This is a genomic window from Sphingobacterium sp. UBA5996 (genome assembly GCF_002429765.1).
GTDB lineage: Bacteria > Bacteroidota > Bacteroidia > Sphingobacteriales > Sphingobacteriaceae > Sphingobacterium.
The window spans coordinates 74,116-89,337 of sequence record NZ_DJAS01000025.1 but is presented as its reverse complement, the minus strand read 5'-3'; the positions used below and the strand labels follow the sequence as shown (position 1 = coordinate 89,337).

12 protein-coding genes are annotated in these 15,222 nt (G+C 38.9%); 4 read left to right on the top strand and 8 right to left on the bottom strand.

Annotated features, from left to right (window positions below; translation table 11 throughout):
• Positions 1-7: 7 nt before the first annotated feature.
• The 3 genes from B3E00_RS19795 to mraZ are packed head-to-tail and all read right to left on the bottom strand — an operon-like array spanning position 8 to position 1,817.
• Positions 8-421: an FtsL-like putative cell division protein gene (locus tag B3E00_RS19795; RefSeq protein WP_209576664.1), complete on the bottom strand. Its 414-nt coding sequence runs from the start codon at positions 419-421 to the stop codon at positions 8-10.
• Positions 422-436: 15 nt separating this feature from the next.
• Positions 437-1,351 (bottom strand): 16S rRNA (cytosine(1402)-N(4))-methyltransferase RsmH, encoded by a 915-nt coding sequence (gene rsmH, locus B3E00_RS19790; RefSeq protein WP_293939775.1) that lies wholly within the window; start codon positions 1,349-1,351, stop codon positions 437-439.
• A gap of 4 nt (positions 1,352-1,355) precedes the next feature.
• A complete protein-coding gene (mraZ, locus tag B3E00_RS19785) occupies positions 1,356-1,817 on the bottom strand; it encodes a division/cell wall cluster transcriptional repressor MraZ (protein WP_293886343.1) in 462 nt (153 codons plus the stop codon).
• Positions 1,818-2,251: 434 nt separating this feature from the next.
• On the opposite strand from mraZ, the gene aspS reads away from it, so the two are divergent.
• The gene (gene aspS / locus B3E00_RS19780) at positions 2,252-4,003 is read left to right on the top strand and encodes an aspartate--tRNA ligase (protein WP_293939773.1); all 1,752 of its coding nucleotides are present in this window, start codon (positions 2,252-2,254) and stop codon (positions 4,001-4,003) included.
• Positions 4,004-4,099: 96 nt separating this feature from the next.
• Positions 4,100-5,488 (top strand): LutB/LldF family L-lactate oxidation iron-sulfur protein, encoded by a 1,389-nt coding sequence (locus tag B3E00_RS19775; protein WP_293939772.1) that lies wholly within the window; start codon positions 4,100-4,102, stop codon positions 5,486-5,488.
• An 82-nt stretch (positions 5,489-5,570) separates the two neighbouring features.
• Here B3E00_RS19775 and B3E00_RS19770 read toward each other — a convergent pair whose 3' ends face one another.
• Positions 5,571-6,077 carry a hypothetical protein gene (locus tag B3E00_RS19770; protein WP_293939770.1) on the bottom strand — a complete coding sequence of 169 codons (507 nt, stop codon included), beginning with the start codon at positions 6,075-6,077 and terminating at the stop codon, positions 5,571-5,573.
• 128 nt (positions 6,078-6,205) lie between these two features.
• Positions 6,206-7,114 (bottom strand): energy transducer TonB, encoded by a 909-nt coding sequence (locus tag B3E00_RS19765; protein WP_293939768.1) that lies wholly within the window; start codon positions 7,112-7,114, stop codon positions 6,206-6,208.
• Between the two features lie 72 nt (positions 7,115-7,186).
• Here B3E00_RS19765 and B3E00_RS19760 point away from each other — a divergent pair, with 72 nt between their 5' ends.
• Complete coding sequence (locus B3E00_RS19760) at positions 7,187-8,008, top strand: hypothetical protein (RefSeq protein ID WP_293886338.1); 822 nt, start codon at positions 7,187-7,189, stop codon at positions 8,006-8,008.
• 69 nt (positions 8,009-8,077) lie between these two features.
• Here B3E00_RS19760 and tsaD read toward each other — a convergent pair whose 3' ends face one another.
• The gene (gene tsaD / locus B3E00_RS19755; RefSeq protein WP_293939766.1) at positions 8,078-9,079 is read right to left on the bottom strand and encodes a tRNA (adenosine(37)-N6)-threonylcarbamoyltransferase complex transferase subunit TsaD; all 1,002 of its coding nucleotides are present in this window, start codon (positions 9,077-9,079) and stop codon (positions 8,078-8,080) included.
• A 52-nt stretch (positions 9,080-9,131) separates the two neighbouring features.
• Between tsaD and B3E00_RS19750 the strand changes: the two genes are divergently transcribed.
• Positions 9,132-13,511, top strand: coding sequence for a translocation/assembly module TamB domain-containing protein (locus tag B3E00_RS19750; RefSeq protein WP_293939765.1), 4,380 nt, complete (start codon positions 9,132-9,134; stop codon positions 13,509-13,511).
• A gap of 27 nt (positions 13,512-13,538) precedes the next feature.
• On the opposite strand, the gene B3E00_RS19745 is transcribed toward B3E00_RS19750, so the two are convergent.
• Together B3E00_RS19745 and B3E00_RS19740 are read right to left on the bottom strand one after the other, a co-directional pair.
• A complete protein-coding gene (locus tag B3E00_RS19745) occupies positions 13,539-13,691 on the bottom strand; it encodes a hypothetical protein (RefSeq protein ID WP_293939763.1) in 153 nt (50 codons plus the stop codon).
• A gap of 175 nt (positions 13,692-13,866) precedes the next feature.
• Entirely contained in the window at positions 13,867-15,192 is a 1,326-nt protein-coding gene (locus B3E00_RS19740; RefSeq protein WP_293939762.1) for a trigger factor, read from the bottom strand.
• Positions 15,193-15,222: the final 30 nt, after the last annotated feature.

Sequence of the window (15,222 nt, the reverse complement as noted above, 5' to 3'; positions counted from 1 at the left end):
ACTCTTCCTATTTATCTTCTTTATTCTCTATAACTTCGATCTTGATTGGTGGTTCCACTCGCTCTTTCAAACCCAAAGAATCTACACGCTTAGCAATTTCCGTTTGTGTAGACATTTTCATCAGTTCAGCAGATAGAGACTTATGATCCCACCCCAATTCTTTTACCTCTTTACTCACTTTATCGATACTCCGAATAGTTCGCTCGGCAAAATGACGATTGGAAATATACAATAGCATCAGAAAGGCTATAAATGCTCCAAATGGCAAGTAATGCAATATTCTGTTTAACGAAAGGTCTCCAACGGTAAAAAGCGTTTTAATAAACGCTTCTGTTTGTTCGGCCTTTTCTTCGACAGTTTCTTGCAGTTCCTCTTGAACTTCTTCACTCAACTCTTTCTGTCTTATCGTATTTCTGCTCATCCTCTCGCTCCATTTTTAAGACACACCCAACTTTTCAGCAATGCGCAGTTTCGCACTGCGCGATCTATTATTTGAAGCCAGTTCCTCTGCAGAAGCCGTAATCGCTTTACGGCTAAGCACAAGAAATGGCTTAATTTCATTTCCAAAAAAATCTTTCTCAACCTCTCCTTTGAACTTACCTTTGGCCATAAAATTTTTAACCAAACGATCTTCCAAAGAATGATAGGACATAACAACCAATCGCCCACCCACGTTGAGCACGTCCACCGTCTGCAACAAAAATTCCTGTAAAGCATCCAACTCACGATTCACCTCGATACGAAGCGCCTGAAACACCTGCGCATGATACTTATGTTCCTTACCCTTCGGAACCATCCGTTGAATCACCTCTTTTAATTCTGAAACAGTTTGAATCGGTTGAACCAAACGCGCCGTAACAATTGTTTTCGCAAGCGACTTAGCGTTCATGATCTCTCCGTACATACCAAAAATGCGATGGAGATCTTCCTCTGCATAGGTGGCTAAGAGTGACTTCGCGTCTAGATCACCAACCTGATCCATACGCATATCCAGATCAGCATCAAAGCGAATAGAAAAACCACGGTCCGCAGCATCAAATTGATGTGAAGAAACTCCTAAATCTGCCAAAATCCCATCTACTGCACGCACACCTTCCAAACGAAGACTATTCTTTAAAAACCTAAAGTTCTGATGTATCAATGTAAAGCGAGGATCGTCGATCGCATTCTTCAATGCATCCGGATCCTGATCAAAAGCAAACAGCTTCCCTTCTGGCCCCAATCTCTTTAAAATCTCGCGAGAATGACCACCACCACCAAAAGTCACATCCACATAGACGCCATTCGGCTTAATCGCCAACGAATCCATGCATTCTTGTAACATGACCGGAACATGATAGACATTTTCCATACGCTTATAGTCCAAAATTAATATCTCCCATTACCTCTGCCGCCAAAGATGATATATCCTCCACACCACCGTCGCTCATCAACTCCTCATACCCTTCCTTAGACCAAACCTCAATCTTATTAAACTGACAGGCCAAAACCAATTCGGCCTGTATACCCGCAAACTCCAACAAGCTTTTCGGCAACAAAACACGACCTGCAGCATCCAAAGTTAATTCGGTTGCACCGCGTGTAAAAGCACGCACAAACGCACGAACCTTGGGATCGAATTGATTTAATTTCGCCAGTTTAGCTGTCATCAAATCCCATTCTTCCCGTGGATAAAAAACCAGATGTTTCTCAAAACCGCGATTCACAACAAGACCATCCCGCTCTACATGAGGCATTTGCCTCTTGAGCGCAGCTGGCAACACCATTCTTCCTTTGGCGTCTAACTTGCATTCAAATTCACCGATTAACTGAGTCATATCGTCAATTATCCTATTCTAATTTAAATGTAAAAGTATACACTTTCTCCCACTTTCCCCCACTTTATAACATAAAAAAGTTTTCCACATCGATAAATAGCTACAACAAACAAAATATCCTTTAAATAAAAAATCCTGCAAAACCTAATTTACAAGCAGTTAAACCCCTATCAACTTATAAAATCCCATGCGATAGAACAGTTTATTTTCCATACTTTTCGCCAAAAAATTAGAAATGAATTGTAAAAATTCTAGACCTATCAACTTAATTTCAACCACTTTTTTAGTAAAAAGGGGATAAAGTGGGAGCCATAAAAAAGACCATAGAGTATTGTGGAAGAAAGTGGGAGAAGGTCGTTCAAATAACCAAAGTAGAATTCGTTATTGTCGAGTAAAACCAATAATTTTGCGTCAAATATAATTTTCATAACGATATGCACAGAACACACACTTGTGGAGAATTAACACTAGCTGACTTAGGGAAGACGGTTACCCTAAGTGGATGGGTTCAAAAATCCCGCGATTTAGGCGGTATGACTTTCATCGATGTTAGAGACCGATATGGTATCACACAATTAACGTTCAATGCAGATGATGATGCGTCTTTACGCGCCAGTGCCCGTGAACTCGGAAGAGAATATGTCATCAAGGTAACTGGAGAGGTTATCGAACGCTCGAATAAAAATGCTAAAATCCCCACTGGAGATATTGAAATCAAGGTTTTAAATCTTGAAATACTAAATGCCGCTAAATTACCTCCTTTTACCATAGAAGATGAAACAGATGGTGGCGATGATATTCGAATGAAGTTCAGATACCTGGATTTACGCCGTAACCCAGTACGCGAAAACCTTATTTTACGCCATAAAACTTCACAAGAGATCCGCCGTTATCTTGACTCCCAAAATTTTCTGGAAGTTGAGACCCCTTATCTAATTAAATCAACTCCCGAGGGAGCACGTGACTTTGTCGTCCCTTCTCGGATGAATCCTGGAGAATTTTATGCCTTACCGCAATCACCTCAAACCTTCAAGCAACTCTTGATGGTCTCAGGTTTCGACCGCTATTTTCAAATTGTAAAATGTTTTCGTGATGAGGATTTGCGCGCAGATCGCCAACCCGAATTCACGCAAATAGACTGTGAAATGTCTTTTGTAGAACAGGAAGATGTCTTAAATATCTTTGAAGGTCTTGCAAAACACATCTTCAAAATAATCAAGGGGATTGATCTGGGTACCGTTCCACGTATGACTTACGCAGATGCGATGCGCCTTTACGGATCAGACAAACCAGATATTCGCTTTGGAATGCAGTTTTTTGAACTAAATGACGTTGCCAAAGGAAAAGGTTTCCCTGTATTTGATGCCGCAGAATTAGTGGTAGGGATAAATGCTGAAAACTGTGCCCATTACACCAGGAAACAATTGGATGCACTGACAGAATTCATCAAACGTCCACAGATCGGTGCAACGGGATTGGTCTATGCTCGTGTTAATGAAGATGGCTCAGTAAAGTCCTCTGTGGATAAATTTTTCACGCCAGAACAGCTGTCAGCAATTGCAGATGCGTTCCACGCGAAACCTGGCGACCTATTGTTAATTATGGCTGGGGGAACAGACAAAGTGCGCAAACAGCTCAATGAACTACGCCTTGAAGTTGCTGCACAATTGGGTTTCCGCAACAAAGAAACCTTTGCACCATTATGGGTCGTTGATTTCCCACTATTGGAATGGGACGAAGAAAGTGGCCGTTACCACGCCATGCACCACCCATTCACTTCACCAAAACCGGAGGATATCCCGCTTTTAGATACCAATCCTGGAGAAGTGAGAGCAAATGCCTATGACTTTGTTTTAAACGGGGTAGAAGTAGGTGGTGGATCAATCCGTATCCATGACAGAGATCTCCAATCGCTCATGTTCAAACATTTAGGATTCAGCCCTGAAGAAGCAAAAAAACAGTTCGGATTCCTGATGGAAGCTTTTACCTATGGCGCCCCTCCACATGGCGGATTGGCTTTTGGTTTTGACCGCCTGGTATCTTTATTGGCTGGCTTAGACACCATCCGCGATGTCATCGCCTTCCCAAAAAACAACTCGGGAAGAGATGTTATGATTGACGCACCGTCAACCATCCACCAAGAACAGTTGGACGAGCTCAGCTTAAATATTGCGATAAAAGCATAAATTTTTACCTCGATTTTCGAGAAACAATTTATTAACAGTATATTTAAAAGTTGGTAATTTTTACCAACTTTTTTTTGTGAAAAACCAGCAGATTAGATGGCAGAGAGTACCGCTAATGCATTTATAAAGGAAAGTGCGCAAAAAGCATTTGACACCAAACACCGCGATATTATCAATTACAATATCGACAAATACAGCATGGCTTTCGAAAAAGGCAAGAGTAAATTTGCAGATCTTGAAAATAGCAAGATAAAAGCCAATTTGATTAAGTGGAAGGTCATGGAAAATCTCGACCGCTACCTGTTGCAGTTTGAAGCCAATTTCACTGCCCGAGGTGGAAAAGTCATCTGGGCAAACGACGCCACTGAAGCGTTGGAAGAGATCTATGCAATCATTCAGCGTAAAAAGGCAAAGTCTGTAGTCAAGTCTAAATCGATGGCAACAGAAGAGATTGAGCTCAACCATTTTCTGGCTTCCAAAAATATTGATGCAATAGAAACCGATCTGGGCGAATATATTATACAGCTGCTCGATCAAAAACCCTATCACTTTGTTACCCCAGCCATGCACTTGAGCCTGGAAGATATTGCTAAGCTTTTCCATGAAAAATTTGACACTGCATTGGATGCTTCCGCAGAGCAACTGACAATGAAGGCGCGTGAACTACTTCGTGATCGCTACTTATCAGCAGAAGTCGGAATTACAGGAGCTAATTTTCTGATCGCTGAAACTGGTAGCCTAGCGATTACTGAAAATGAAGGAAATGCCCGATTGACATCGACGTTCCCGAAAACACATATCGCTGTAGTTGGAATAGAAAAAATAATTCCCAACCTACAAGATTTAGAGATCTTTTGGCCGCTTTTATCTACGCACGGTACTGGTCAGAATTTAACGGTTTACAATACACTACTTACCGGGCCTAAACAGGCTTACGAATCTGACGGTCCCGAAGAGATGTATGTCATTCTGCTAGACAATGGCCGCAGCAAACTTCTCGCTCAGAAAGAACAGCGTCAGGGCTTATATTGCATCCGTTGCGGTGCCTGTCTGAATGTATGCCCAATCTATCAGAACATCGGTGGCCATACTTATGAAACAACTTATCAAGGCCCAATTGGATCACTCATATCACCTCATTTAAATGGGATGAAGGAATTTAAACACCTGAGCTACGCCTCTACACTCTGTGGAAAATGTACTGAGGTCTGTCCGGTAGGTATTGACATACAACGCATGCTTCTTGTGAACAGAAAAGATTCAGTTGATCAAGGTCTAGCTTCAAAAACGGAACAAAAAGCCTGGCAATGGTTCACTTATGGAATTATGCGAAGAAAATTGGTCGATTTTTTCGGTGGAAAATTCAAAAATTTTTTCATCCGAAAATTCTTTCAGAAAACATGGGGGCATCAGCGTGAATTACCTAAGTTGTCAGAAAAATCATTCTCCAAACAGTGGAAAGAACAACAAAAAAATAAAGAGTAAAAAAAAGAAAGAGGGAACCAACGGTTCCCTCCTCTACTAACACTCACCAATATTTAATATGAAAACTATCCTTGTTTAATGTTTATGATGCTTTTATGTCGGCGTCATTTGTTTTATTCAGTTCTCCTTTTTTAACGTCTTTTCTTTTGAGCTGTCTGTCTTTTTTCCAATGCTCTTTGTGCATTTTTCGATTTTCAGCGTAAGAATCTTTTAACGTTTTTTGTTGCTCTGGGGTTAACATTCCCATCATTTTTTCATGTTCCGCCACACGTTGCTTTTTCATTTTTGCACGATGTTCCTTTCGTTCAGCGGCCATTTTTTGATGATCCTGTGCTTGCTTCAAATGAAATGCATAGATATCCTTACGCTGTTTATCCGTAAATTTCAGCTTTTGATCCATGCGATCAGTTTTCATCTTAGCTACTTCCTTAGGAGTTTTATTTTTAAAACCATCTTGCATCCTTCCGCTTTTATGTTTATGCATGGAAGTTTGCATTTCTTTCAATTCTGGTTTAACATCTTTTTTTTCTTGAGCGAAACCGGCTAACATCAATCCAGATAAAGCCAAACTTAACATCAATTTTTTCATTTCTTTATTTTTTTAAAACCAACAATCATTTTTTTAATAAGTACTCTTTTTCAACTTATTTATTAGTAAGAGCCGTATCGGCTATCAAAAGTTTAATTGATGATTTGTTAAATAAAGTTAAGAAGAGCTTATTGGCTTACAGCACTTAAACGGATCGGTAACGTATATGCCACACGCACTTTAAGTCCATTCTGTACACCAGGTTTCCATTTTTTCGCTTTCTTCAATAAGTTTATAGCAGCCTCCCCGGTACCAAATTTCATATCACGTTTGACAGCAATATCTGTCAATGACCCATCTTTCTCAACGACAAAAGAAACCTCTATAACACCAGAAACCCCTTGATCTAAAGCCTGTTGCGGAAAGTTATAATTCTCGGCAATCCATTTCATAAACGCGGGCAGCCCTCCTACAGGTATTGGCATAATCTCCACCGATGTAAATGTATTGTTAGCATCACCATCAGTTCCACCGCCGGATACCGAACCAATCCCGGAGCCAGTAATATCACCATCTCTTTTCGAAGAACCAAATTCACCGCGCGCAATATATGTACCCGATGGACTTGCCTTCAATGTAATCCTTGAAGTCATCGTATTGGGATTCTTCAGTTCATCCTGACTCACAAGTTCTTCCGTAACTTGATTTGCTTTGGCCACTTTTATATCAGGCATTCTAACCAGATCAAATTTGGATACATCTTGGGCAACTTGCTGCGGGGCCTTCTCCTGCATCATGACAGGTTCTTCAGGAACCTCTTCTTTCTCCTCTACCTTCTTTTGAATTTCTTCCAGCATGTCGGGTCCCATATCTTGTACTTTATAAATCACGGTCGGAACAGTTTGCTTAAAATATGTATTATATGCATAGGATCCTGCGATCAGCAAAACTGCAAAAGAAACCACAATTCCCAAACCCACATTCGTTGCTTTATCAGAGAGATTTCGCAACTCGTAAGCGCCGTACATTTTGTTACGACCAGCAAAAATAACATCCAGCCATTCTTTGCGGTAAATATTCAATTTGGAGTTCATCATAATATTAAAGTTTAAATCTTTTCATTATGATGCACGAAAGCCTTATATTTCACAAAAAAAATATAGATGCTTATGAAGTCATTTTTTTCAGCTATTATTCTACTTACAGTATATGCTTGTGGCAACAATCAACATCAATCCAAGACTGCAATTAAGCATGAAAATACGGAAGAAACAATTTCACCATACTTTGGCTTTTTGAACCAGCAAATGGACTCACTTATTGCTCTTCCGATGGATCAGGCAATGGAAAGTCCCGAAAAATATAATTATGTTATCGTAGAAGACCAAGTCAGCCCCCTTGAGTTTGTTGAGAATAAAACAGATAGTAAGGGGAGCAACGGTAGACAGACCGCACAGAACTTTGCAAATAGTGAAGGTTCATTATTTAAAATTAGCGCTGCAATTAAATCCGGTGAATTTGGTATGCTGGTCAACAAGGCTTTTATAGATCAGTATAAAATCGAGAAGTTTACACAAGTTCAAAGAGAAACTTCCACAAATATTAGGGAGCAACTTGAAAAAAAATACAACAGAAAGATTAACAAAAGTACAACCATAGCGATACTCAGCGATGAGTCGGAGTTTAATCTTACGGTTTTTGAAAATCAACAAGACTCTGCCTTAGCCGTATTTTCGTACGCCAAGGACGAAGAGTTGATCAATTTGGATTTTCCAGCCTTGTATGATGACATCAGTACCTGGCGTGTTGATGACGGCGGCCAATTTGACAACGATGCTTTTCACATACTAACAGTATTACGATCAGCACAAGGGATCAGTTTTATCAGTATCTTTTGGGGAGCTGAAGGTTATGAACTGAATTTCTACCAGCCTAAGAAAAACGTATTTACCTCGGCAGCACAAGCCTATGGATATAGTTCGCCATTATAAGATAGTAACTATACTAAGTTTCCCATGACCAATGAAATTGCCGTGGGAAACTTGAAACACCCTACTTGATTATAGATGCATTCTAGCCATAGGAGCCACATCCTGACCCACAAAATCTTTCTTTAAAAATTTATGGTAACCCGCAATCGCAATCATCGCTGCATTATCCGTACAATATTCAAATTTTGGTATGAATACCCTCCAATTGTATTTTTCACCCATTTCAATCAAGCTCTGTCGGAGACCAGAATTAGCCGAAACACCCCCTGCGATAGCGATATCCATTACACCAGTTTCCTTTGCCGCTTTCTTTAATTTATTCAACAGAATAGATACAATACGCGATTGCACACTGGCACACAGGTCGGCCATATTGTCTGTCAGAAAATCTGGATTCAGCTTCAATTGGTCTTGAACCAAATAGAGTATTGCCGTTTTCAATCCTGAAAAACTGAAATTTAAACCTGGGATTTGTGGCTCAGGAAGCCTATAAGCGGTCGGATTTCCATCTTTGGAATATTTATCTATAAGCGGTCCACCCGGATAAGGAAGATTTAAGATTTTAGCGGTCTTATCAAAAGCCTCCCCCGCTGCGTCATCCAATGTCTCCCCCAAAAGTTCCATTTCAAAATAATCTTTCACCAATACAATTTGTGTATGACCACCGGAAACTGTAAGACATAAAAAAGGAAAGTTTGGCTTCGGATCTTCAATAAAATGAGCTAAAATATGCGCCTGCATATGGTTTATATCAATTAAAGGAATATTTTGCGCTAGTGCAAATGACTTAGCAAAAGACGTTCCTACCAAAAGTGCACCTAATAATCCCGGCCCCCGTGTAAAACTCACTGCATCTATTTGATTTTTGCTTACTTTTGCTTGGCGAATGGCTTCGTCCACTGTTGGAATAATATTTTGTTGATGAGCGCGAGAAGCCAACTCGGGAACTACTCCACCATATTTCGCGTGGATTGCCTGAGTGGCGATAACATTTGAGCGAATTTCACCGTTTATACAGATAGAAGCGGAGGTTTCATCACAAGAGGATTCGATCCCTAAAATAATAGCCATAGCTGGAGGTAATAAATTTTAATACAAAAGTATCAAAAAAATAATTAAAATAGTGTCAATAGTCCTGGGTAGTATAGTCATTATACTGCTTGCATTGGCATTGTCCCTGCAGTTGAAGCCCGTACAAAACTATGTTGCACAAAAAGCTGTAGACTATTTATCAAAGGAACTAAATACCAAAATAAGTCTCAAGAGCATCTATTTTAAGCCCTTCAAATCTATTGTAGTAGAAGATTTTCAACTCTATAGTCCGCAAGGAAAAAAAATAGTACATTCAGGCAAGCTAGAAGCTAATGTCAACCTCTCTGAGTTCATTGAGTCGAACAAGATTGTAATCAATAAATTAACAATTGAAGATACTGAAGCTTCCTTTGAACAATTTCAGGATAGCAGTAATATTTCATTCTTAATTCGGTATTTCAACCCACCAAAAAAAGAAAAAAAGAAAAGTTCAAAAAAACTCATCTTTGCGATCAAAGAAGTTATCATCAAAAACAATGCGTTCAACTACACTGACCACAAACGCAAGCATTACAATAAAGTGGTCGATTTTGGAGATTTAGGAATCTCCAAATTAAACGCTCATCTTGATAATATTAAAATGGATTCCAATCAATTTTCAGCAGATATTAAGACCTTTAATCTGCATGAAAAGAAAGGATTGGTTATTAAAGGTCTTCTTGCACGTACGACGATAAGCAATACGGCTATTGAACTCAGTGAACTGATGTTGGCAACCAACCGTTCTACATTTAAGAATTATATCAAACTTAGTTATAAAAGCTTTGACGACTTTTCAGACTTCATCAATAAGGTTCACATACAACTTCGAGCGCGAGATTCACGTATTCATTCCGAAGACATTGCTTTCTTCTCCTCCCCCATGCACCAGGTCCAGTTTGATGTCCATATTAAAAAAGCAAATTTGGAAGGTACGGTATCGGCAATCAACGCCAGTCAGGTCGATTTAACAATCGGTAAGAAGACAAGCTTAGCAGGTGATCTACAAATTATTGGACTACCTGACATCGATAAAACAGATTTCATCATTCCACAGGTAGCAATTTCATCCGAATATCAAGACTTAAATCGGGTTATTGCCGATTTAGGAAATCTAAAAAACTTTAAACTCCCGGAAATTGTTCAGCTTTTCAATAGATTTTCTTTCAAAGGAAGTCTACATGGACTGTACAATAAATTTAAAACAAAGGGAATTTTCACGACCGATATTGGTGATGTTACAGCGGATGGATTGCTGGATATCCAGAAAGAAACCAAATATGCAGGTAGCTTCCAATCGAAAAAATTCGATGTAGGAGCGATTACAAAAGTAAAAGATTTAGGAACAACAGGGTTCAATCTACAAGTAGACGGAGCAGGTACTGATCCCAAAATGCTAGCTTTGATGATAAAAGGTAATTTGACAAATTTCAACTTTAAGAATTACAGCTATCAAGATGTACAGATTGAGGGAAAAACAGAAAAGAAACTTTTCGTCGGATCCGGAAGTATATCCGATCCAAATTTAAAATTACAGTTTACAACAGATATTGATTGGTCCGCCAAACCCAATTATCATCTAGATGCTGATATTCAGCAAGCTAATCTAAAAAAAATCAACTTCTTTCAAGGGGATTCCATCAACATTAAGAACACAAAATTCCATACCAGCTTAATTGGGGACAATATCAATAATATTACCGGTGAGTTTAAATCAGACAGTGTAAGCTTCAGTTCTTCGAAAGGGCAATTTGTTATACGAAACATCAATTTTCTAGCAGAAGGAGATGAAAATGCACGCTCGTTAACCTTGCAGTCGGCTATCGGACATATTGATCTCAAAGGAAGAATAGACCTCAATACGATAGTTCCTTATTTTAAAGCTTTAGCGATGCGCTATGCCCCCGCTATTGGTTTTGAGAAGGACATGTTTAACCGCCAAGACTTTGACCTCAATATTAATATTACTTATTTCAAGCCTATCGCAACGTTCTTTAAAAAAGATATTGCGCTGGACAGTGGTGCAACATTGAACGCCAAATTTGAAAGTGAAAAACAAACGGCTAATTTTAATTTTTACGCGCCTGAATTGAAGTACAATGGTATCCGACTCACTCACCTGATTATCGATCAAAATGCCAATTTGAAAAATATGGAACTGCAAACCTCCATTGATCGAATTAACTTTACCGACAGTACCTATATTAAAAACGTCAATATTTCAAACACGCTGGCAAACGATAGTTTACAATTCAACATCAAAATGTCGGAACTAGAGGCAAGCAACAGTCTAGATCTGAATGGAGTCATCCGTTTTGCTCATGCCAAACCTGCCTATATCAATTTCTATCCGTCGAATATCTTGATCAATAGAGAGAGCTGGCTAGTCAATAATGATGCACAGCTGAAAATATCGAAAGGCAAATGGTACTTTGAAAAACTAACGCTAAGTCATGATAACCAAAAGGTCCACATTGACGGTATACTTTCCAATGAAGAAAGTGATCAGATCAATCTTAAATTTCAGGACTTTAACCTCACCTCCTTAAATGGTATAACCAAGCCTTACGGCATCAATCTCTCCGGAAATATGAACGGAAATATTGAAGTTAACGCTGTGTTTAAATCTCCCTTTGTTGTAGCCAATATAAAGACTTCTCCTATCCTCTATAACAATATTCCCATCGGTTCACTGGCGCTTAGTGCTAATTACGACCCCGAAAATCAACACGTAAAACTAGAGAGCAAAATCGAAGAAGGTAATAAATTGATTCAGCTACAAGGTTCTTATAATCACTTAAATGAAAATAATAAGCTTAATCTTAAAGCCAAACTCGCAAATACAGATGTATTCATTTTTCAGCCATTTTTAAGAAGCTTAGTATCCAATATTCAGGGAAAAGTGAACGCAGATCTTACGATTGAAGGTGACATTCTAAATCCCAAAATTACAGGCGAGGGCAAATTAGAAAATGCTTCTATGGTTATCAATTATCTAAAAACCCCCTATCGGCTTTCTGATAAAATTGAGCTTACCAACAATCGAATCTTTCTAAAAGGATTAAAAGTATATGATCCCAAAAACAATGTAGCGACCATTGATGGGGTTGTCGACCTCAACAAATTAAGTGACCCTGATATAGATATTACTGCAGAAGCCAAGAATTTTTTAGTATTAAATACCACAATTAAGGACAATGACATATATTACGGAACGGCTTACGCCTCGGGCAATTTCAAGTTTAAGGGACTTACCTCAGCAATGAATATCAATATCCGTGCTAAATCCGAAGAAAATACTGTTATCAATATCCCTTTCAACAACGCGAGCACCATATCAGATACCGACTTTATTTACTTTATCGAGAAAGACTCCACAAAAATCAAGAAAAACACAAAAAAACGAGATTTCAACGGTCTGACTATGAATATGGATCTCCTAATCAACCCCAATGCAGAGATCAATTTATTCTCCAGTATGGGCGAATTATCGGGACGTGGAAATAGCAATCTTAATATGCGAATATCCTCTTTGGGCGATTTTGAAATGTTTGGGGATTTTATCATCAACAGTGGAAAATTTAATTTCACAGCCCAAGATTATATCAATAAAATCTTTGATCTCAAAGAAGGTGGAACAGTGCGATGGGCTGGAAATCCCACAGAAGCCAATATCAATATCAACGCCATCTATCAACAAAGAACGAGCTTAGCACCGCTTTATAATGCAGCCGGACGTGAAGAAAATCCCGAACGCGTATTGGCACAGGCCGACATGATCTTAAAAGGTCAATTAAGTCAGCCTGAGATCACCTTCGACATCAATTTCCCACAGAACCCCGGCGTTAAGGATGAGTTGCAAGGTTATTTTTCAGATGCCAACAATGTCAATCAACAAGCACTTAGTCTGATTGTTCGAAGGAGTTTTACCCCTGGCACACAAACTGACTTCGGTAAAGAAGTGAACAATACTTTGTTATCTGCGGGAACTGAGATAGCATTCAACCAAATCAACAACATTATAGCCCAATCGCTCAACATCAATTTCTTTGATATTAATATTAAGTCTTTAAATGATGCTTCCGCCTCGCTACGCTTATTTAATGACAGACTTGTCTTGACCGGAGGGATCTCGGATCGCAGAAGTCAGGCCCTTACGGATTTAAATGTTTTTTCAGATCGGGTCTCTACAGATGCTGAAGCGATGTTTTATTTAAGAAAAGATGGGCGTTTAGTCCTCAGGGCCTCAAACAGATTAAACACCCGAAATTTTCTTCTTAGCCCCAATGATGGCGAGTATATAAGCGCTTTCGGATTACTGTATCGACAGGAATTCAACAGCTTCTCCGAGTTCTTAAAACGGCTATTTCCATTTGGCAAGAAAACGATTACGACAACTCCTTCTGAAACAAATAAAGGCAAGGTCAATTAACCCTTTCCGTCTAATTCTTTGGGTAGTTCAACCAGTCTCTTCAAACTCAAGAAAACCTCTTTCAATTCCGGAATACCTCTTTAAGCTAAGACAGACCTCGTCCATCTCAATCGGACCCTTTTCATCTCCTAATAGCCCAACTCCCGTTCCAACGGCATTGTCCCCATTCCATGAATTCATGTCGATTTCAACAGCAGCGCTTTTGTATTTCAGCTCCATATAACTGCCGAGTCAAGCGATTTGTGGAAGATCTGAACAACAAAAAAATAGTTTAAAAGCTGCGGCCACGCTGCGATGAAAATAAAAAAAGTCCCTTCAGTAGATTGAAGGGACTTCCTTTTTATTTAAAAATCGCTTAGGATAATTTCTCGAATTCTTTGTATTCGATTTCTTCCGAATTCAATTTAACTAAACCCTTCAAGTGATCAAATACCTTCAAAGCTTTAGCTTCTTCAAACAAACGATTACCTTGTTCGCGGTCTTGCAATAATTGAATTGCAAATTGGTTCAACTGCTCATCAGAAGGCTCTTCATTGATGTTATACATCTTGATTTGTGCATAAATGCGTTCCTTCGCTAAATTGATCACTTCATCATATTTAACTTCAAGACCGTTTTCTGTAACCACACGATTTTCAATGATCGTCCATTTCAAGTTGTTTAAGAAATCGGCAAATCCTTCGTTTAATTCTTCTTCAGCAATACTTGGATTAGTTGCTTTCAACCATCTTTTTAAGAACTCTTCAGGGAAAGCTACATCAACCTTTTCCATACCAAAAGTATACATGTCATTACGTAACTTTTGATCAGAATTTTGTTTGAATAAGTTTTCAACTTCTTCTCTCACTTTTTCTGTGAATTGAGCTTCTTCCGTCACTTCACCTTCAGTGAATAACTTATCGAAAAATTCCTGATTAAGATCAGCTTCCTCTAAACGGTTGATATTCTTAACAGTCAATTCAAATTTAGTTACGTCTAAAGCAGTTGCTTCCTCTTCGGTAATACCTAATATCCGTGCTAAATCTTCCGTTTTAAATGCTTTTTTAACGTCAATCTTAACAACATCGTCCTTCTTAAGACCAACCAATGATTTTTTGACCTTAGCATCTTCTACGATATCAGTACGTATAGAAGTCGTTTTCTCTAAACCATCCTCTTTATCTTGCTTCAATGTTGCATACAATACATCACCTTCTTCAGAAACTTCTGGATTAGTCATTTTTCCATAGCTACGACGCAAGTTCTTGATACGATCTGCCAATGTTTCTTCATCAGCTTTGATTTCGTAAGAAGTAAATTCAGTCTCAGCAGTGAAAGGCAATTCAAACGCCGGAGCAAGACCAATTTCATATTTAAAGTTGAAATTGTCTTTATAATCCCAGCTGTACTGCGCGTCATCTTCCAAAGGAAGTGGCTGACCTAAAACTTCTAATTTATTTTCAGTAATGTAATTGGTGATTTTTTCATTCACTAATTTATTGACCTCATCAAATAAAATAGACTTACCATAAGTACGTCTGATATGTCCAACAGGAACTTGACCTGGACGGAACCCTGGCAATTTTGCTTTTTTAGCTTGCGCTTTAATCTCTTTGTCGACTTGAGGATTATAATCTTCAGGTGCTAATGCGACGTTGACTACCGCATTGATTGCATCTACATTCTCGTGTGAAATATTCATACTCTTTTTAGCTATATCGCATTCATAAAA